General features: G+C 66.0%; 16 protein-coding genes and 1 riboswitch. Of the genes, 14 read left to right on the forward strand and 2 right to left on the reverse strand.

Annotated features, from left to right (window positions below; genetic code table 11):
• Window positions 1-39 precede the first annotated feature (39 nt).
• The gene (locus tag RIV12_RS05515) at window positions 40-375 is read right to left on the reverse strand and encodes a hypothetical protein (protein WP_143224138.1); all 336 of its coding nucleotides are present in this window, start codon (window positions 373-375) and stop codon (window positions 40-42) included.
• 28 nt (window positions 376-403) lie between these two features.
• Between RIV12_RS05515 and RIV12_RS05520 the strand changes: the two genes are divergently transcribed.
• The 12 genes from RIV12_RS05520 (at window position 404) to RIV12_RS05575 (ending at window position 15157) form a co-directional block, all read left to right on the forward strand.
• Window positions 404-1231 carry a cell division protein FtsQ/DivIB gene (locus tag RIV12_RS05520; protein WP_309322741.1) on the forward strand — a complete coding sequence of 276 codons (828 nt, stop codon included), beginning with the start codon at window positions 404-406 and terminating at the stop codon, window positions 1229-1231.
• Window positions 1232-1499: 268 nt separating this feature from the next.
• Window positions 1500-2873 (forward strand): cell division protein FtsZ, encoded by a 1374-nt coding sequence (gene ftsZ / locus RIV12_RS05525; RefSeq protein WP_178388877.1) that lies wholly within the window; start codon window positions 1500-1502, stop codon window positions 2871-2873.
• Between the two features lie 30 nt (window positions 2874-2903).
• A complete protein-coding gene (locus tag RIV12_RS05530; RefSeq protein WP_309322742.1) occupies window positions 2904-3737 on the forward strand; it encodes a purine nucleoside phosphorylase YfiH/LACC1 family protein in 834 nt (277 codons plus the stop codon).
• 152 nt (window positions 3738-3889) lie between these two features.
• On the forward strand, window positions 3890-4354 hold the full coding sequence (locus tag RIV12_RS05535; protein WP_075418891.1) for a cell division protein SepF: 465 nt from the start codon (window positions 3890-3892) through the stop codon (window positions 4352-4354).
• A gap of 12 nt (window positions 4355-4366) precedes the next feature.
• Entirely contained in the window at window positions 4367-4663 is a 297-nt protein-coding gene (locus RIV12_RS05540) for a YggT family protein (protein WP_075418890.1), read from the forward strand.
• 165 nt (window positions 4664-4828) lie between these two features.
• Window positions 4829-5437 carry a DivIVA domain-containing protein gene (locus tag RIV12_RS05545; RefSeq protein WP_075418889.1) on the forward strand — a complete coding sequence of 203 codons (609 nt, stop codon included), beginning with the start codon at window positions 4829-4831 and terminating at the stop codon, window positions 5435-5437.
• A 228-nt stretch (window positions 5438-5665) separates the two neighbouring features.
• Window positions 5666-6460, forward strand: coding sequence for a signal peptidase II (gene lspA, locus RIV12_RS05550; protein ID WP_309322743.1), 795 nt, complete (start codon window positions 5666-5668; stop codon window positions 6458-6460).
• Window positions 6457-7377: an RluA family pseudouridine synthase gene (locus RIV12_RS05555; RefSeq protein WP_309322744.1), complete on the forward strand. Its 921-nt coding sequence runs from the start codon at window positions 6457-6459 to the stop codon at window positions 7375-7377. The genes lspA and RIV12_RS05555 overlap by 4 nt, the downstream gene beginning before the upstream one ends.
• A 57-nt stretch (window positions 7378-7434) precedes the next feature.
• Complete coding sequence (locus tag RIV12_RS05560; protein ID WP_309322792.1) at window positions 7435-8037, forward strand: GNAT family N-acetyltransferase; 603 nt, start codon at window positions 7435-7437, stop codon at window positions 8035-8037.
• A gap of 66 nt (window positions 8038-8103) precedes the next feature.
• Window positions 8104-9072, forward strand: a complete 969-nt coding sequence (locus RIV12_RS05565; RefSeq protein ID WP_309322745.1) for a ketopantoate reductase family protein — start codon at window positions 8104-8106, stop codon at window positions 9070-9072.
• Between the two features lie 180 nt (window positions 9073-9252).
• Window positions 9253-12846, forward strand: coding sequence for a DNA polymerase III subunit alpha (gene dnaE / locus RIV12_RS05570; protein ID WP_309322746.1), 3594 nt, complete (start codon window positions 9253-9255; stop codon window positions 12844-12846).
• 307 nt (window positions 12847-13153) lie between these two features.
• Window positions 13154-15157: a BCCT family transporter gene (locus tag RIV12_RS05575; RefSeq protein ID WP_309322747.1), complete on the forward strand. Its 2004-nt coding sequence runs from the start codon at window positions 13154-13156 to the stop codon at window positions 15155-15157.
• 26 nt (window positions 15158-15183) lie between these two features.
• Here RIV12_RS05575 and RIV12_RS05580 read toward each other — a convergent pair whose 3' ends face one another.
• Window positions 15184-15450 (reverse strand): RNA-binding S4 domain-containing protein, encoded by a 267-nt coding sequence (locus RIV12_RS05580; RefSeq protein WP_309322748.1) that lies wholly within the window; start codon window positions 15448-15450, stop codon window positions 15184-15186.
• Between the two features lie 186 nt (window positions 15451-15636).
• On the opposite strand from RIV12_RS05580, the gene RIV12_RS05585 reads away from it, so the two are divergent.
• Window positions 15637-18171, forward strand: coding sequence for a right-handed parallel beta-helix repeat-containing protein (locus RIV12_RS05585; protein ID WP_309322749.1), 2535 nt, complete (start codon window positions 15637-15639; stop codon window positions 18169-18171).
• A gap of 74 nt (window positions 18172-18245) precedes the next feature.
• Window positions 18246-18614, forward strand: coding sequence for a hypothetical protein (locus tag RIV12_RS05590; protein ID WP_309322750.1), 369 nt, complete (start codon window positions 18246-18248; stop codon window positions 18612-18614).
• 64 nt (window positions 18615-18678) lie between these two features.
• A riboswitch (SAM riboswitch) is annotated at window positions 18679-18763 on the forward strand.
• Window positions 18764-18766 lie beyond the last annotated feature (3 nt).

Genomic DNA, 18766 nt, shown 5'->3' on the forward strand with positions numbered 1-18766 from the left:
GAAGCCCTCAGCCCCCCGTCCCGAGCGCTCCAACCTCGCTCAGGACGCTCCGGCCAGCATCCCGCCGCGCCGTTCCGGCCCCCGACGTCCGCGCCCCGCCCGTTCGGCACAGGGGCCGTCAGCGACGAGCACCCCGACGGATCGGGGGACCGAGCAGGCCGGTCCGTCGGCTCCCGTCAGGCGGCCCCGGACCGCTGCCGCCTCCAGGACATCCAGGGACGCGAACAGCGGCGCGTCGGCGCCTTCGCGGCCTCGACGTCCGACGACGTCGAGAGGCGCATCCGGCGCGTCTCCCGCGTCGCACCGCAGCGGCGAAGGTTCCAACCGGACCAGCCCTGAGGAGACGTCCTCCAGCCCCGATGGAGCAGCAAGCACCGAGCTGACAGTGTTCGGCCGCCGGCAGGTGGCTCTTTCCAGAGGAGACGACCGGGTTGTCTCCACCGGGCTCGCCGATCGTCTCAAGGAGCGTCAAGCCGCCTTGCGCCGGTTGCGCCTGACAAGGGCGGTGAAGACCGCCGTTGTTGTGCTCGCCATCGTCCTGACGGTCTGGGCCCTGGCCTTTTCACCCCTCCTGGGCCTACAGGTCCGAAGGATCTCCGTGGCGGGGTCGGACGGCAGTGTCTCCGATAAGCAGGTCCGTGACGTTCTGGCCTCGTATGAGGGCGACTCGTTGTTGCGGCTCGACACCGGCCGGCTCTCCACCCAGGTCAGTGACAAGCTGGTCCGGGTGCGTCGGGCGCAGGTGACCAGGGCCTGGCCCCATGGGCTGCGGGTGCACCTGACGATGCGTGTGCCGGTGGCCACCGTGCAGGACTCGGACGGCTACCAGGTCCTCGACAACGAGGCCGTGGTCCTCGAACGGGTCTCCGAGGCGCCGTCGGGGCTGGTGACCATCGTGCCCGACTCAGCTGCGCAGACATCGGGGCCACAGAGGATCTCAGCCAAGCAGGTCGCCGCCGTCACCCAGGTGGTGGGCTCCCTCACACCTGAGACTCTGGCGCAGGTGAGCAGCGGAAGCGCCACTGAGGCGGGACAGGTCACACTCACCTTGTCCAGCGGGGCGAGCGTGGTCTGGGGGAACAGCCAGGACAACGGGCTCAAGGCGCGCGTCCTGGCGACTCTCATGACGACCACTGCGTCCGTCTACGACGTCTCATCGCCTCATCGCCCCACCACCCGGTCCGCCGACGGGGCGGCCACGACCGCCGCGGCACCATCTCAGGCATCCTGAACGGATCCTCCGCGCCACCGCTGAACGACGCTTCACGGGACTGTGGAGCGGAAAGCAGCATGCACTACTCGCTCCTTCAGGTTTATTGCAGGTAAATCGCAGCGATATAGCAGGGAATCCGCAGGCAACTGCACACGAACACGCCGGGCTTCAATGCGATACGACGTCCTGGAAGTCTCATAGCGTTATGCCCGTCGTTCAAAGAATGACATAAGTATTGACCTTAACTTGAGGTTGAGGTTTGAGGGGAGTCCTCGTCAGAGGACTCATGACGAAACTCGCGGAGGGGACGCCAGTGGTCGAGAGCATGGCTGTGGACGACTCACAGCACTACCAGGCAGAGATCAAGGTCGTCGGTGTTGGCGGTGGCGGTGTCAATGCCGTCAACCGCATGATCGAGGCCGATCTGCGTGGCGTGGAGTTCATCGCCGTGAACACCGACGCCCAGGCGCTGCTCATGTCCGACGCTGACGTCAAGCTCGACGTCGGGCGAGACCTGACCCGAGGCCTGGGAGCGGGGGCCGACCCGGCGATCGGCCGCAAGGCCGCCGAGGACCACGAGGCCGAGATCCGTGAGGCCCTCGACGGGTCGGACATGGTCTTCGTCACCGCGGGTGAGGGAGGTGGCACCGGCACCGGTGCGGCCCCCGTCGTCGCCCGCCTGGCCAAGAGCATCGGCGCTCTGACCATCGGTGTGGTCACCCGTCCCTTCTCCTTCGAGGGGCGCCGCCGCTCGGCCCAGGCCGAGGACGGTGTCCAGGCGCTGCGCGAGGAAGTCGATACCCTCATCGTCATCCCCAATGACCGCCTCCTGCAGATCGCCGACAAGAACATCTCCGTCGTGGACGCCTTCAAGCAGGCCGACCAGGTTCTTCTTCAGGGTGTTCAGGGCATCACCGAACTCATCACCACCCCCGGCCTCATCAATGTCGACTTCAATGACGTCAAGTCCGTGATGCAGGGCGCCGGCAGCGCGCTCATGGGTATCGGCTCGGCCACTGGTGAGGGACGTGCGATCACGGCCACTGAGGAGGCCATCGCCTCGCCGCTGCTCGAGACCTCGATCGACGGCGCCCATGGTGTGCTGCTCTTCTTCCAGGGTGGCTCCGACCTGGGCCTGTTCGAGATGAACGAGGCCGCCAACCTGGTGCGCGAGGCCGTCCACCCCGAGGCCAACATCATCGTCGGAAACGTTGTCGATGGCGCCCTGGGCGACGAGGTACGGGTGACGGTCATCGCCGCCGGCTTCGACTCCGAGCCGATTGTCGGCGGTCTGGCCGATCCGATGACTCGACTGTCGCGGGCGGCCGCCGTCCCGCCGGTGCCCTCCTCCCCGGTTGATGACCTGCCCCCGGCTCCCGCTCCTCGCGGCGGTGCCCATGCCGCCCAGAACCCGGTAACTCGTCCGGTCCCGCTGGCTCCTCCGCCATCGTCGTCGCCGGCGGCCGCGGCGCATCTGTCGGAGGTCGGTGCGGCCGAGGCGCTTTCGTCGGGAAGCATGCCGGCCTATGTGGATGAGTCCTACGGCTCTTACGGCTCGGTATCGGCGCAGCAGCAGTCGGTCTCCGATCTTGAGGTTCCTCAGGTGATCGGGGTAGACGCCGACGACGACGGCATTGATCTGCCCGATTTCCTGCGCTGAACGGTGCCGCTGTCCGGGAACACTGCAGCCGTGTGTGACGCCAGCGCCGTTGAGGTTTCGGACCTGATCGAAGTGGATCTGGGCCCGCGGGCCCGTGGGTACTTCACTACCCGCGGTCTGCGGGCTCGTCCCGTTTCCGCTCCGAACGACGTCGGCACTCAGGCTCGGGGAGCCGAAGACGGTAGCGGTGGACGTGAGGACGGGGCCGCCTACGACGGGTGGAACCTGGCGCTCCATGTCGGAGATGACCCGCAACGTGTTCATTGTCACCGTCGTCGACTTGAGGAGCTGCTTGGACTTGAGCAGGGGCGTCACCTGGCCTGGATGAACCAGGTTCACTCCGCCGTTGTGTCCTCCGCCCAGGTCGATGAGGTTCCCACGGCGGATGCACTCGTCCTGGATGCCCGGACGGCCGACGCGTCTGCAGGGTGCTGCGTCCTCGTGGCCGACTGCGTCCCCGTCCTGCTGGCATCCCGGGATGGTGCTCTGACGGCGGCCGTGCACGCCGGGCGGCGAGGCATGCTCGACGGCGTCGTTCCCGCCACGATTGATTTCCTTCAGCGTGCGGGAGCGGAGCCGGCTGACCTGTGGGCCGCAGTGGGCCCCTCGATCTGCGGCTCCTGCTACGAGGTCCCGGATGACATGCTGGCGCTGTCCGCGCAGCGCGAACCTGCATGCGCCTCGCGCACATCGTGGGGCACGCCGGGCCTCGACGTGGCGGCAGGTGTCCTCGCTCAGTTGGAGCGTGCTGGCGTTGGGCACATCAGTGCTGGCCAGTGGTGCACGTACGAGGACTCCCGCTTTTACTCCTACCGACGGGACGGAGTGACCGGCCGCCTGGCAGGTGTTGCAATTCCAAGGTAAAGCCCAGTCTGCTGAGTGACTCCTGGGCGTGACCTACCTGAAACCTGAGGTGGGGGACACGCCGAGTTGAGGTCCCCGTGCGGTGTCGCAGGGGCGGATACCGTCGCAGCACATCCGGAACGCAGGGGACCGGACGAACCAAGGAGCGATAGATGGGCGCGCTGCGCAGTATGACCAGTTTCCTCGGCTACTCGGAGCCGGAGGAGGAGACCTACGAGGACAGCTATGAGGCTGTCGACGCGGGCTACGCCGTGCAGGAGCACGAGCAGGACTTCGTTGACGACGGGTACGAGGACTTCTCCGCCCCGGCTGCTCCCGAGCCCGTTGCTGCTGCCCCGGACCTTCGTCGTATCGTCACGGTTCACCCCTCGACCTACAACGAGGCCAGGATCATTGGCGAGTCCTTCCGTGACGGAGTCCCCGTCATCATCAACCTGACCGGCATGAGCGAGTCTGACGCGCGTCGCATGGTGGACTTCTCCGCCGGTCTGGTCTTCGGCCTGCACGGCGCTATCGAACGTGTCACCCCGCGTGTGTTCCTGCTGACTCCGGCCAGCGTGGAGATCGACGGCGGTGAGGTCGCCGAGGCTCGCGGCCGCTTCTTCAATCAGAGCTGAGCTGACCGGGACGTGAACCTCGTCTCCGTAGTGGCAGGGATCCTGTCGAGCATTTTGAGCCTGTACTTCCTCATCCTCCTGGTCAGGGTCGTACTCGACTGGATTCAGGTCTTCGCCCGCCAGTGGCGGCCCCAGGGGGTCGTCCTGGTGCTGGCCAATCTTGTCTACGCTCTGACGGATCCGCCTCTGCGAGTGATCCGTCAGAGGGTTCCCATGGCGCGCCTGGGAGGGGTCGGTATCGACCTGAGCTTCCTGGTCCTGGTCTTCGGGATCTGGGTGCTTCAGTGGTTCCTCCGACTTCTCATCTGAACAGGTGTGAAGTTGTGAGCGAACCGCTAGAGTGCTGTTCTCACGTCAGCGTGAGATAGCGCGCTTGATGTGGCCTGAACCTCGAGTTCAGGTACTCTGTCCGCATGAGTGACCGGATGCCCGGTGCTCGTGACCTTATCCGTAACGACACCGAGGTGACGACCCATGACGCTGCTGACAGCAGACGACGTCCTCAACAAGAAGTTCCAGGCGACCAAGTTCCGTGAGGGCTACGAGCAGGACGAGGTCGACGAGTTCCTCGACGAGGTAGTCGAGGCTATGCGTCAGCTGGAGGCTGAGAACGCCGACCTCAAGGCCAAGCTCGAGGCCGCCAACCGCCGAGTGGCTCAGCTCGGCGAGGGGGCCGCCATCCCCTCTGCCCCCGCTTCCCCCGTATCTCCGGTTCAGGCAGAGCCTGCCATGTCCATGCCGGCCGTCTCTGCCGGCGAGTCCGGCGGTCAGGGCCCGGCCGCCGCATCCGGCATGCTCGAGCTGGCCCAGCGCCTCCACGATGAGCACGTCGCCAACGGTAAGGCCGAGGGTGAGCGCATCGTCACCGAGGCCCGCTCCACAGGTGAGCAGATCGTGCGTGAGGCAGAGGACCAGCGCAACCGCACCCTCGCCCAGCTGGAGAAGGAGCGTTCCGCCCTCGAGCAGAAGATCGACGAGCTGCGGCGCTTCGAGTCCGACTACCGCACCCGCCTCAAGAGCTACCTGCAGAACCTGCTGGCCAACGTCGAGGACGGCGGCGAGAGCACCATCTCCGGTCTGTGATCCTTCAGGCCGTGATCGCCTCCCGGCTCACCCCCGTGAACACCTCAGGGACTGGCCAACGGAGCCCCATCACAGTGGTCCCCATCCGCTCAGGATGGTCCAGCTCCTCCAGTCGTCAGTGACACGGCCTCCCACGAAGGGCGGCGACCCACGCGGGTCGCCGCCCTTCGCTGGGTACACAGCCCATTCGTCACCCGTTCTCCTCTGAGCACAATGCGAGAAAGCCCTATGCCTGACCACGTCGATCCTGCCTCCTCCGTGGAGGAAGCCTCCGGCAGCACCGGTAACACTGACAACGTTGTCTCACTGCCCACAGACAATCCCTTCAGCGCCATGGAGAGATCCATGAAGTCGCAGGAGGATGGGGAGACGGGCAGGAGATGGTCCCAACGCCTCCCGGTGATCGTGCTGTGGCTGGTGGCGGTTGTCATCATCGTCGTGGATCAGGCCACCAAGCAATGGGCGCTCTCGGCCTTGGCCGACGGCCAGCACACAGCGCTGCTCGGTCGCGTGCTGGGGCTGGTCCTGGTGCGCAACCCGGGTGCCGCCTTCTCCTTCGCTACGGGGCAGACGTGGATCTTCGCGCTTATCGCCTCCTTGGTCGTGGTCATCATCATCCGTGTCTCCCGGAACCTGGCGTCCCGCTCCTGGGCGGTAGCTCTCGGCCTGGTGCTCGGCGGGGCGGTCGGCAACCTCATCGATCGTCTCCTGCGGGAGCCCGGTTTCCTGCGTGGTCACGTCATCGACTTCATCGACTACGGCGGCTACTTCGTGGGCAACGTGGCAGACATCGCGATCGTACTGGCCGCCGCGGGCATCATCGTCCTGTCCCTGGGAGGCTGGGAGATCGACGGCACACGCGCCGGATCTCAAGACGAACGGGAGACCGGAGGGCGCGGCGCAACGGCTTCCTCAACCCGCCGAGGAGCCCGATCCCGCCGGAAGGACAATGGTGAGACCCCCTCGAACTCATCGGGGTCCTCCGGGGTGTCAGCGCAGTCGACCTCAGCGGAGCCGCAATGAGCATGCGTCTGCTGCCCGTGCCCGACGGCTTCGACGGCGAGCGGGTCGATGCCGCGCTGGCCCGGATGACGGGTCTGTCCCGCAGTCGGGTCGAGGACCTGTGCGAAGCCGGTGACGTGTGCAGGAACGGTGAGAGCCTGGGCAAGTCCGCCCGTCTGCGTGCGGGCGAGCTTCTTGAGGTCGACCTGCCCGAGCCTCGACCCGTCGAACCGGTCGCCACTCCCGTGGAGGGCATGGAGCTGCTCTATGAGGACGAGGACATCGTCGTCGTCGACAAGCCGGCAGGTGTGGCCGCACACCCCTCCATGGGCTGGGACGGCCCCGACGTCCTCGGCGCTCTCAAAGCCATGCACGTCCGAGTGGCCACCTCAGGCGCCGCCGAGCGCCAGGGCATTGTCTCGCGCCTGGACGTGGGCACCTCGGGCGTCATGATCGTGGCCAAGGGGGAGCGGGCCTACTCGGTGCTCAAACGCGCCTTCCGGGAGCACACGGTGGACAAGGTCTACCACGCCCTGGTTCAGGGCCACCTCGATCCCTCCAGCGGCACGATCGACGCACCCATCGGCCGCCACCCCAGCCGGGAGTGGAAGATGGCCATCATCGAGGGCGGGCGCGAGTCCATCACCCACTACGACGTCATCGAGGCGATGCCCGGGGCCTGCCTTGCCGAGATCCACCTCGAGACCGGACGCACTCACCAGATCCGCGTCCACATGGCCGCCGTCGGCCACCCCTGCGTCGGAGACGTCACCTACGGCGCCGATCCGGCCATGACAGCGCGCACCGGTCTCATCCGCCAGTGGCTCCACGCCCGTGAACTCGGCATCGCCCACCCCATCACCGGTGAGCACATGGTCTTCACCTCCGACTACTCCGACGACCTCGTCCACGCCCTCGATGTCCTGCGCCTGCCGTGAACGGGATCGCCGTGGAGGTGAGTGAGCACAGTGACTGATCACGTCCATCGCCCGGCCATGGGCCCGACGGCGAGGTCGAGCGCTGGCGAGGCGGTCTCAGGAGCCCCCGTCCTCGAGATCCGTCCCGCCATGTCGGTCCAGGAGCCCGTTGTCTTCGCCACCGCACGCGGTGACCAGACCGGGGTTGCGGCCGAGCGGTTGCGGAAGGCCCTGGCCGACGTTCGCCTGGAGGTCTTCGTGGGGGAGCAGTCGGTCCCCCTCGTCCAGGAGATGGATGCCCGCGACGACGAGCCCACCACGATCCACCTGCTTGCCAGCGGAGCCGATGGCACGCCCCTGGGTGCCGGGCGCATTCTGCTGGAGCCCGAGCACCCCGGGCGGGTCCATCTGGGACGCCTGGCCGTCCGTAGCATCGCTCGCGGTACGGGGCTCGGGGCCCGCGTCGTCGCGGCCCTCGAGCAGACCGCGCTGAGCCACTCCGGTCGCTCCAGCGTGGAGGTGGTCCTCTCCGCCCAGGAGCGAGCGATGGGATTCTACGAGCGTTGCGGGTACCGGGTCCTCAGCGGCCACCGCTACCTCGACGCCGGCATCTGGCACCAGGACATGGCCCGCACCGTCAGCACCGTTATCGCCACGGACAGTGACGGCGGCACCGTCTAGGGCCGGCTGCTGACACCCGCGCACGCGTGCACATGCGAAAGACACCAGGACCGAGAGGAGACACGTATGCGTATCGTCATCATCGGTGCCGGTGGCATCGGAGGATGGCTCGGCGCCCACCTGTCTGCCAGTGGCCAGCAGGTCGGGTTCCTCGTTCACGGCCGCACCCTGGCGGCCCTGCGCTCGGGCGGGCTGATGCTGCGCGACTGCTCCGGAGGAGAGCCCGGTACCGTGACCGGCCGCATCGAGACACCACTGGCCAGTGATGACCCGGTGGCTCTCACCGGCACCCTGGGCGGTGACCCGGACCTGGTCTTCGTGACCACGAAAGTCGATGCGCTGCCGCAGCTGGCTCCTGCTCTCAGGCGCCTGACCGGCTCCACCACCGGCGTCGTCTCCACCCAGAACGGGATCAGCGCGCCCGAGCTGCTCGCCGACGCCGTCGGGAAGGAGCACGTCCTGCCCGGAGTCGCCCGCGTGTACTCCGCCATCATCTCGCCCGGCACCGTGGGTACTGTCGGCAACACCGGCTCCCTGGCCCTGGGGGAGTGGGACGGCGGTGCCACTGCTCGCAGCAGCGCCGCCGTCGAGGCCCTGCAGGCGGCAGGCATCCGCGCCTGGATCCCCGACTCCATCTGGGCGGAGCTGTGGCGCAAGGTGTCCTTCGTCGTCGTTCAGGGAGCACTCGGTGCCGCCACGAACGCTCCTATCGGCGTCCTGCGCAGTGATCTGAGAGACACCTTCACCCAGGCTGTGCGCGAGGTCGTCGCCGTCGCCGCGGCACTGGGACACGACCTGGCCACCGACGACGCCCCCGACCCGGTCGCTGCGGCCCTGCGCATGGCCGACGCCCAGCCGGCCGGCGCCACCACATCGATGCAGCGGGACATCGCCTCAGGTCTGCCCAGCGAGTTCGACGCCCAGCTCGGTGCCGTGTGCCGCGCCGGCGACGAGGCGGGCGTGCCCACCCCCGTACTCGACCTTGCGCACTGCGTCCTGGCTCCGCGAGAGGCTGCCGCCCGGGCGCGCGGCTGACTCCGGAGCGCCTCTTCGGACCAGGAGGGGAGCAGGCCGCCCGCCGGCGGCGGATTTCTCACCCGGCTTACCCGCCACGCCGGCAGTGGCCCGTCATGGCCGGGAAACTCCGCCTTCCCACCGGACGGCGCGCTCTGCCCCTCCAGGAGACACGACACCGGGCGGGCCTAGGATGGGGGCATGGCGGAGATGAGCACTCAGGAAGATGCAGCCCCCAAGGACGACTTCGTCCACCTCCACGTCCACACCGACTACTCCATGCTGGACGGCGCCGGGAAGATCAAGGACTACGTGGCCGAGGCCAAGCGGCTGGGACAGCCCGCTCTGGCGATCACCGACCACGGCTACATGTTCGGAGCCTACGAGTTCTACGCGGCAGCCAAGGCCGCCGGCATCAAGCCCATCATCGGGGTGGAGGCCTACATGACGCCGGGCACCTCCCGCTTCGACAAGACCCGTGTCTTCTGGGGCGACGAGTCACAGAGGAGCGACGACGTCTCGGCCCGCGGCTCCTACACGCACATGACGCTGCTCTCTCGCAACAACGAGGGCCTGCACAACCTCATGCGCATGGACTCCTTCGCCTCCCTGGAGGGCCAGTGGGGCAAGGCACCGCGTATCGACCGCGAGCTGCTCTCGCGCTACGCGGACGGTCTCATCGGCTCTACGGGCTGCCCCTCGTCGGAAGTCCAGACCCGTCTGCGGCTGGGCCAGTGGGATGAGGCCCTGCGCACTGCCGGGGAACTTCAGGACATCTTCGGCAAGGAGTTCTTCTACGTCGAGCTCATGGACCACGGCCTGGAGATCGAGCAGCGTGTCACCAAGGATCTGCTGCGTATCGCCAAGGAGCTCGGAGCCCCGCTTCTGGCCACCAACGACTCCCACTATGTGCGCCCCGAGGACCGCACCATCCAGGACGCGATGCTGTGCATCAACTCCGGCTCCGTGCTCTCCGATCCCGACCGCTTCAAGTTCGACGGCGACACCTACTATCTGCGCCCCGGCTCCGAGATGCGCCGCCTCTTCTCCGAGATGCCTCAGGCCTGCGACAACACCCTGCTCGTGGCCGAGCAGTGCGAGGTGCACTTCCGCACTGTGGACGAGGGGGCCTCATACATGCCGGCCTTCCCCGTCCCCGAGGGGGAGACCGACGAGTCCTGGTTCATCAAGGAGTGCTGGCGTGGCATGGACCGCCGGTTCAACGGTGACATCCCCGAGGACTGCCGCAAGCAGGCCGAGTACGAGATCAGCGTCATCACCCAGATGGGATTCCCCGGCTACTTCCTCGTCGTGGCCGATTACATCAACTGGGCCAAGGCCCACGGCATCCGGGTCGGACCGGGACGCGGGTCGGGAGCCGGGTCCATGGTCGCCTACGCCATGGGCATCACCGAGCTCAACCCGCTGCGCCACGGACTCATCTTCGAGCGATTCCTCAATCCTGAGCGCATCTCCATGCCTGATATCGATGTCGACTTCGACGAGCGCCGGCGCGACGAGGTCATCGAGTACGTGCGCGAGAAGTACGGCGCCGACCGCATCAGCCAGGTGGTTACCTACGGTGTCATCAAGGCCAAGCAGTCCTTGAAGGACTCCAGCCGCGTCATGGGCTACCCCTACGCGGTCGGCGACAGGCTCACCAAGGCCATGCCCCCCTCGGTCCAGGGCAAGGACATCTCCATCAAGGGCATCTTCAACCCCGACGACGAGCGCTACGGCGAGGCCGAGGAGTTCCGCAGGCTCCACGCCGAGGACCCCGACGCCCAGAAGATCGTCGAGCTGGCCAAGGGGCTGGAGGGCATGACCCGTCAGTGGGGCGTCCACGCCTGCGCCGTCATCATGTCCTCGGCCACCCTGACCGACATCATCCCCATGATGCAGCGTCTGCAGGACGGCGCCGTCATCACCCAGTTCGACTACCCCACCTGCGAGCACCTGGGCCTGCTCAAGATGGACTTCCTGGGACTGCGCAACCTCACGGTCATCTCCGACGCCCTGGAGAACATCGTCGCCAACGGCAAACCCGCCCTGGACATCGACCACGTCGAGCTCGATGACCGCGCCACCTACGAGCTGCTCTCACGCGGTGAGACCCTGGGTGTCTTCCAGCTCGACGGCGGGGGGATGCGCACACTGCTGCGCCTGATGAAGCCCGACAACTTCGAGGACATCTCCGCCGTCGGTGCCCTCTACCGGCCCGGCCCCATGGGGGCGGAGTCTCACACCAACTACGCACTGCGCAAGAACGGCCTGCAGGAGGTCGTCCCGATCCACCCCGAGCTCAAGGATGCCCTCGACCCGATCCTGGGGACCACCCACGGTCTCATCGTGTACCAGGAGCAGGTCATGAAGATCGCCACCGACCTGGCGGGATTCTCCATGGGCAAGGCCGACGCGTTGCGCAAGGCGATGGGTAAGAAGAAGATGGACATCCTGGCCAAGATGTTCGTCGAGTTCGAGGCCGGCATGGTCCAGGCCGGTTTCTCCAAGGAGAGCGTCAAGACCCTGTGGGACGTCGTCGTCCCCTTCGCCAAGTACGCCTTCAACAAGGCCCACTCGGCCGCCTACGGCGTCGTGTCCTACTGGACGGCCTACCTCAAGGCGCACTATCCCACCGAGTACATGGCCGCCCTGCTCACCAGCCAGAAGGACAACAAGGACAAGCTGGCCGTCTACCTGGGGGAGTGCCGCCACATGGGCATCACCGTGCTGCCCCCGGACGTCAACGCCTCACGGGCACAGTTCTCCGCTGTCGACGAGGACGTGCGCTTCGGGCTGTCCGCGGTGCGCAACGTCGGCATCAACGTCGTCGACGCGATCGTCGCCGCCAGGGAGGAGAAGGGCGAGTTCACCTCCTTCGAGGACTTCCTCGACAAGGTTCCCGCAGTCGTGTGCAACAAGCGCACCATCGACTCACTCATCAAGGCCGGAGCCTTCGACTCCCTGGGACACACCCGGCGTTCCCTGCAGGCCTGTCACGAGGACTTCGTCGACGAGGTCATCGGTGTCAAGCGCAACGAGGCCGCCGGCCAGTTCGACCTGTTCGCCTCCCTCATGGGCGGTCCCGACGACGCCGACGACTCGCCCTTCGGCAACGGCCCGGTCTTCTCCTCCGACGTTCCCAACCTGCCCGAGTGGGATAAGAAGGACAAGCTCGCCTACGAGCGCGACATGCTGGGACTCTACGTCTCCGACCACCCCCTCATGGGGCTGGAGGGACTGCTCGGCAAGCTCGCGGACAAGGAGATCTCCGAGCTCCACGAGAACGATGAGCTGCCCGACGGCGCCATGGTCACCATCGCCGGACTCATCACCTCGCTGACCCGTAAGACCACCAAGCAGGGCAACCTGTGGGCCATCGCCCAGGTCGAGGACCTGGCCGGAAGCGTTGAGGTGCTCTTCTTCCCCCAGACCTACCAGACCGTCTCCACCATGCTGGCCCCGGACACGGTGGTGACGGTGCGCGGACGTCTCAACCGGCGTGACGGGCAGGTCGCCCTGTACGCCCAGGAGATGACGATCCCGGACATCTCCAGCGCCGCCCACGAGGCGGTCCTCATCACCCTGCCCACCAACCGGTGCACTGGGCCGCTGGTGGAGCAGTTCAAGGACGTGCTCACCAAGCACCCCGGCGGATCGACGGTGCGCCTGACGCTCACCAGCCCAGGGCGTGAGGTGCGCACCCAGCTGGACGCCTCGCTGCGGGTGGAGGCCTCTCCTGCCTTCTACTCCGACATTAAGGCCCTGCTCGGGCCGGGTTGCCTGCGCCACTAGCGGTCCTCTCCGGACGAGCGGTCATCGCCTGCCCAGGTGAAGCCGCCGAAGCGACACCGGCCTGCTCGGGCATCGTTGCGGAACGTCTGCTCGTGATCTCGCCGTATCCTGATCAATATGCGACGCTTAGCGGCTCGTTCCTGGTGCGGACCCGTGTCCAGGAAAGAGGATCCGGGTTCTGAAGCGGCATTCCAGGAATCGTGCAAACTCCGTGACGGCCCGCTCTCAGGTGTCGTCCCGTCTTCATCTTGATACTCTCGTGATGTCCACAAGCAGTCGGTGACTGTATTGTCTATGAGGTTATTTGATGAGTGACGAGGATCTGAACCCTCCAACGATGACACAGCAAGAGGAGCGGGACGCCGGCCCGCAGACAGAACAGGCAGGGGAGAACATCCAGGCCGCGGCGGCCGCCACGCCGGCCTTCCAGACCTCCCCGGCAACCGTGAAACGGCGGCAGCGCCACCTGCTCGAACGCCTGAGGAGATCGGTCTCCCGCCAGCCTCATGACATCGGTGAGGGAATGGACAAGGTGGTCTTCGGCGTCGCCGCGACCGCGACCATCGCGTTCGTGGTGTGGGGTTTCGTCGATCCGCACGGGCTGGGGCGAGTCTCCAAGTGGGCCCTGGGGGGAACGATCAGCAACTTCGGCTGGCTGTTCGTCCTGTCATCAACCCTGTTCGTCGTGTTCATCGTCTTCGTCGCGGCCTCCCGGTTCGGCAAGATTCCACTGGGTGGGGACGCCGAGGAGCCCGAGTACTCCACTGGCTCCTGGGTCTCCATGATGTTCGCCACCGGAATGGGGATCGGCCTGATTTTTTACGGAGTCGGTGAGCCGCTCTACTTCTACATGTCGCCCCCGCCGGACACCGTCGATCCTCAGACGGCCAAGGCCGCCAGCACGGCTATGGGCACCGCGCTGTTCCACTGGACCATCTACCCGTGGGCGATGTACGCCTTGGTGGGGCTCGGAATGGCCTATGGGACCTACCGCCTGGGACGCTCTCAGCTCTTCTCCGCGATGTTCACCTCCCTGTTCGGGCGGCAGGCCATTGACGGGGTCGGTGGGCGCATCATCAATATTTTGGCGATCGTCGCCACCCTGTTCGGATCCGCATGCTCCCTGGGGCTGGGGGCCCTGCAGATCGGGGGAGGCATGGTGTCGACCAATCTCGTCGACAAGGTGAGTTCGGGGATGCTCGTCGCCATTATCGCGGTCCTGACCGCCTGCTTCGTCGCCTCGGCCATCTCCGGTATCGAGAAGGGCATCCAGTGGCTGTCGAACATCAACATGGTACTGGCGGTGCTTCTGGCAATCATCGTCTTCGTCGGAGGGCCCACGCTGTTCATCCTCAACATCATCCCCTCGGCAATCGGCGACTTCATCGATGAGCTGCCTGCCATGGCCTCACGCACCACGGCAGTCGGGAATAAGGACATGTCCGAGTGGCTGTCCTCCTGGACGATCTTCTACTGGGCCTGGTGGATCTCCTGGACGCCCTTCGTGGGCATGTTCATCGCCCGCATCTCGCGCGGCCGCACCATCCGGCAATTCGTTACCGGGGTCATGTTCGTCCCCTCGGTCGTCTCTCTCATCTGGTTCGCCATCTTTGGCGGCGGTGCCATTGGCCTCCAGGAGCGGGCCGAGCGCGCCGGGAGGACGGCAGACGCCCTCGTCCATCTCAAGGCTGACGGCACACCTGACGTGAACTTCGACACCATCCTGTTCGACCTGCTCAACGCCATGCCGGTGCACAGGGCGGTCCTCATCGTGCTCATGGTGCTAGCGGTCGTCCTGGTGGCGATCTTCTTCGTCACCGGTGCGGACTCGGCCTCCATCGTCATGGGAGGGCTCTCGGAGAAGGGTGCGATCGAGCCGAGCCGTTTCACGGTCGTCTTCTGGGGCGTGGCCACCGGTGGTGTGGCCTCGGCCATGTTGCTCGCCGGAGGAGACGATCCTGCGGAGGTGCTCACTGGTCTGCGGGACATCACGATCGTCTCGGCTCTGCCCTTCGTCTTCGTCATGCTGCTGCTATGCGTCTCGCTCTACAGGGACCTCAACAATGACCCCATGCTGCTGCGGCACTCGCTGGCCAACCAGGTCCTGGTCGACTCGGTGACCACTGCGGTCACGGCCGCCGACGAGCCTCATGAGGTCGAGACCATCGAGCTGCATACCACCTTGTCCTCCACTGCTGCCAGCGAGGACAAGCAGGGCGGTTGTGGCGACGTCGGGCGGGAACCGGCTTCCGACGTCGACGCCAGTGCTGACGGTGGTACTGCCGACTTCGACGGGGAGCAGAGCAGGTAAGCCGTCGCCGTAGATGGGGTCCGGGGTCAGTCCTCGGGCCCCATCTGTTCGACAATGGCGCCGACCTGGCCGGCGGGGTGGTCGACGACGACCACATCGCCGCCGGAAAGATGGTGCCCACGACGCATCTCTGTGGCGCCATTGACCATGACGTCCCCGGACTGGATGGCGATACGTGCCTCGGCGCCGTCCTCCACCAGGCCGGCCAGCTTGAGGAACTGGCCGAGCTTGATGCTTCCAGACACTGAGACATTCGGATACCGCGATGTGTTCGGGGGTGTTGCGTGCGTCATAGGTTGATCCTTCCAGAAAGGGGGTGTGGAGCGCACGTCGGGCCAGGTGGCACCTGAGACAGGCCCGTGACTGTGACGTCGGTGAGAGAAGCCTCTCTCGGAAGTAAGCGGATATAACGGATGCTAAACAAAATTTATCACGGTAGGGTAACGGCGTTCTGATCACACTACGGAGACGGAGACACCATGAAGCGTCGAATCGTCGCCCAGATGGCGATACTCGCTCTATCGCTGTCGGCGCCTGTTCTGGCCGTCACGCACGCGCCAGAAGCCGCTGCTGCGGACGGCAGCACCATCCATGTCTCAGCCGAAGGAGGCTCGGACGCGGGAGACGGATCCGCTGCGAAGCCCTTCCAGACCATCAAGGCGGCCCTCAAGAAGGTCGGCAACGGTGACACCATTGAGCTGGCCAACGGCACCTACCGCGAGGGTGAGCTTGCCGTGGACAAGGGCGTGACCATCAAGGCGGCCGAGGGGGCCAAGCCGGTCCTCACCGGCGCCGAGGTCCCCACCAACTGGAGTGCGGGGGGTGACGGAAAGTGGTCCACAGGTAAGGACATGGTCCGTTTCTGCACGGTCTGCACCATCAACGCCGACCCTGCCAAGGAAGGTATCGCCGCTCACCCCGAGCAGGTGTTCGTCGACGGCAAGCCCCTGACCCAGGTGCTCAGCCGTGATGAGGTCACCGCGTCCACCTTCTTCGTCGATGACCCCGATCCGGTCACCTTGAACAACCCGAACAACAACCAGGCCGGCTACAAGGTCAAGCCGCACCGGGGCACCTCCTACGTCATCGGCGTCGACCCCAACCAGCACCAGGTCGAGGTGGTTCAGCACTCTCGCGCGCTGTCCTTCAACGCCGACAACATCGCCCTGTCCGGGCTGACGGTGGAGAAGTACTCCGCGGTGCAGCGTTGGGACTACAACGACCCTGAGATCGGCACCATCTCCGGTGGAGGAATGATCGTGGCTGCGCACGGTGCTCCTCGTATCGAGAACTCCACCTTCCGCTACTCCTCGACCGCGGGAGCGCTGCAGGTCATCGACTCGACCAACGCGGTTGTCTCGAAAAACCTGTTCGAGAACAACGGCTCCAACGCCTTCGGCATCAATGACTCCAGCGGAGCCAAGGTGGAGAACAACCTGTGGAGGAACAACAACACCTCCGGCTTCATCACGAAGGACTGCGGTGCCTACTGCACCCTGGCCGACACCAAGATCACCCACTCCAAGAACATCCGCTTCGCCAACAACACCGTGGACTACTCGGCCACCGGCGTGGACATCTCCGACCCCACGGCCTATGACCAGAACCGGGCTGCGGGTGTCTGGTTCGACGAGGGCGTGATGGACTCTGAGATCGTTGGCAACTACTTCGTCAACGTCCCGGTGGCGATCTTCAACGAGGTCTCCTCCAACAACCTCATCGCCTCCAACATCGTGGCCGGGGCGGGTGTCGGCATCCACATCTCCGGGTCCAATGACACCCGCGTGTGGAACAACACCGTCTCCCACGCTCTCACCAGCCTGTGGGTCCAGGAGGACACCCGCTCCGACGGTTGCAACGCCCGCAACGCCCAGGGTGTGTGCACTCAGGTGCAGAAGTGGAGCGCCGAGCACGGACTGAGCTGGGACACCACCAACACCACGGTGATGAACAACATCTTCTCCTCCGAGCAGACCACCCCCATGCCCGGGGACCCGTGGCGCTACTCGGCCATGGTCCAGGTCCTCGGCGGGGCCAACCAGGACGGCTCCGGCGCGGTCTACGCCAACGAGATGGTTTCCACCATCGACTACGACGCCTACTACCGCCACGAGAACCCCCAGACCCTGTCCACCACGGTCCTGTGGAACTACGGCGCCGACCGCAAGACTCAGTCGGTCAACGCCGAGAAGCTCTCCGACTTCACGGCCAGCTCGAACGTCAAGGCCGCCGGTAAGGAGTCCAACGGTCTGGACCTGCACGGCTCCCCGGAGAACAACCCGTTCTTCGTCAAGGAGTCGGCCAACCCGATGGACAAGACCTCGGACTTCCACCTCAAGGAGGGCAGCCCCGCTTCCGGCAACGGCCACGCTCTGCCTGAGGACGTCGCCAAGACCCTCGGCGTCAACGCCAACGTCGCCGTGAACCGCGGTGCGCTGGTCAACGTAGCCTGGGGCGGCGGCGCCGTCCCCGGTGCCGGGGACGCCCCCGCTGATAACGCCAACAACGGTGGCAAGGCTGACAACGCTGGTAACGGTGGCAAGGCTGACAACGCTGGTAACGGTGGCAAGGCTGACAACGCTGGTAACGGTGGCAAGGCTGACAACGCTGGTAACGGTGGCAAGGCTGACAACGCTGGTAACGGTGGCAAGGCTGACAACGCTGGTAACAACGGCGGTAAGGCTGACAACGGCGGTAACCAGCCCTCCGCCGCTGCCTCCCCGAACAACAACGGCTCCACCGCTGCTGATGGTGCCACCGGCACCGCCGGCCAGGACGCACAGGGGGCCAACACCCCCGACTCCAAGGCGGGTGCTGGACAGAAGAACTCCAGCATCGCCAAACCCGGCGGCAACGCTCAGGCCGGTCAGGGCCAGGCCGCTGCTGCTGCAGCAGCTACCGGTGGCGGCCGTCTTCCGCTCACCGGCGCCAGCATGACCGCCATCGTCCTGGCGGTGGCCGCCATCGCCCTGGGAGGTGGATTCATCCTGGTGCGTCGTCGCATGGCCAGCTGATCATGCGGGCCTCGGGGTGAGGGCCCAGCGGGAACGAGCTTGTGAAGAGCTCGGACAAGCCGGATCATCGCACTGTGTCTCAACTGCTCGCCATCACCGTCGGTGACTACTTCCCAGTGGGGGAGAGGATGCGCCGGCTCACCCCGAGGCTGGCCCAGGCCACCAACGCAGCACGCTCCGTTCTGATAGAAATCGCTCAGCACCGTGAGGTCATCACCTACGGCGAGCTCAGTGATTCGATCGGACGGAGCGTGCTGCCGCGTCATATGGGACCGTTACTCTCCATGGTCAGTCACGACTGCGCCGCTCGAGGAGAGCCGAACCTGGCCTCCCTAGTGGTCTCGTCCGCCACCGGAGAGGTCGGCACCAGGGACTCGAGCTGGGCTCCGCCGGAACGGCTCGCCTGCTGGGTGACATGGGGCGAGGACCGGACCGGCGACTGAGCGGAGTCATTCTCGCTATGTGGGACGCCGGCGAGGGTGGGAAACAGCCGTGGTTTGATACGCTCAACCATCCAGAGCGGCCGAGAGACCTGGTTCCATGACGCCGCAGCAACCCGGTACGCGGGTGCTTCAGCCAGGATCGATGGAGACGA

The organism is Actinomyces stomatis (assembly GCF_031292835.1).
Classification (GTDB): Bacteria; Actinomycetota; Actinomycetes; order Actinomycetales; family Actinomycetaceae; genus Actinomyces; species Actinomyces stomatis.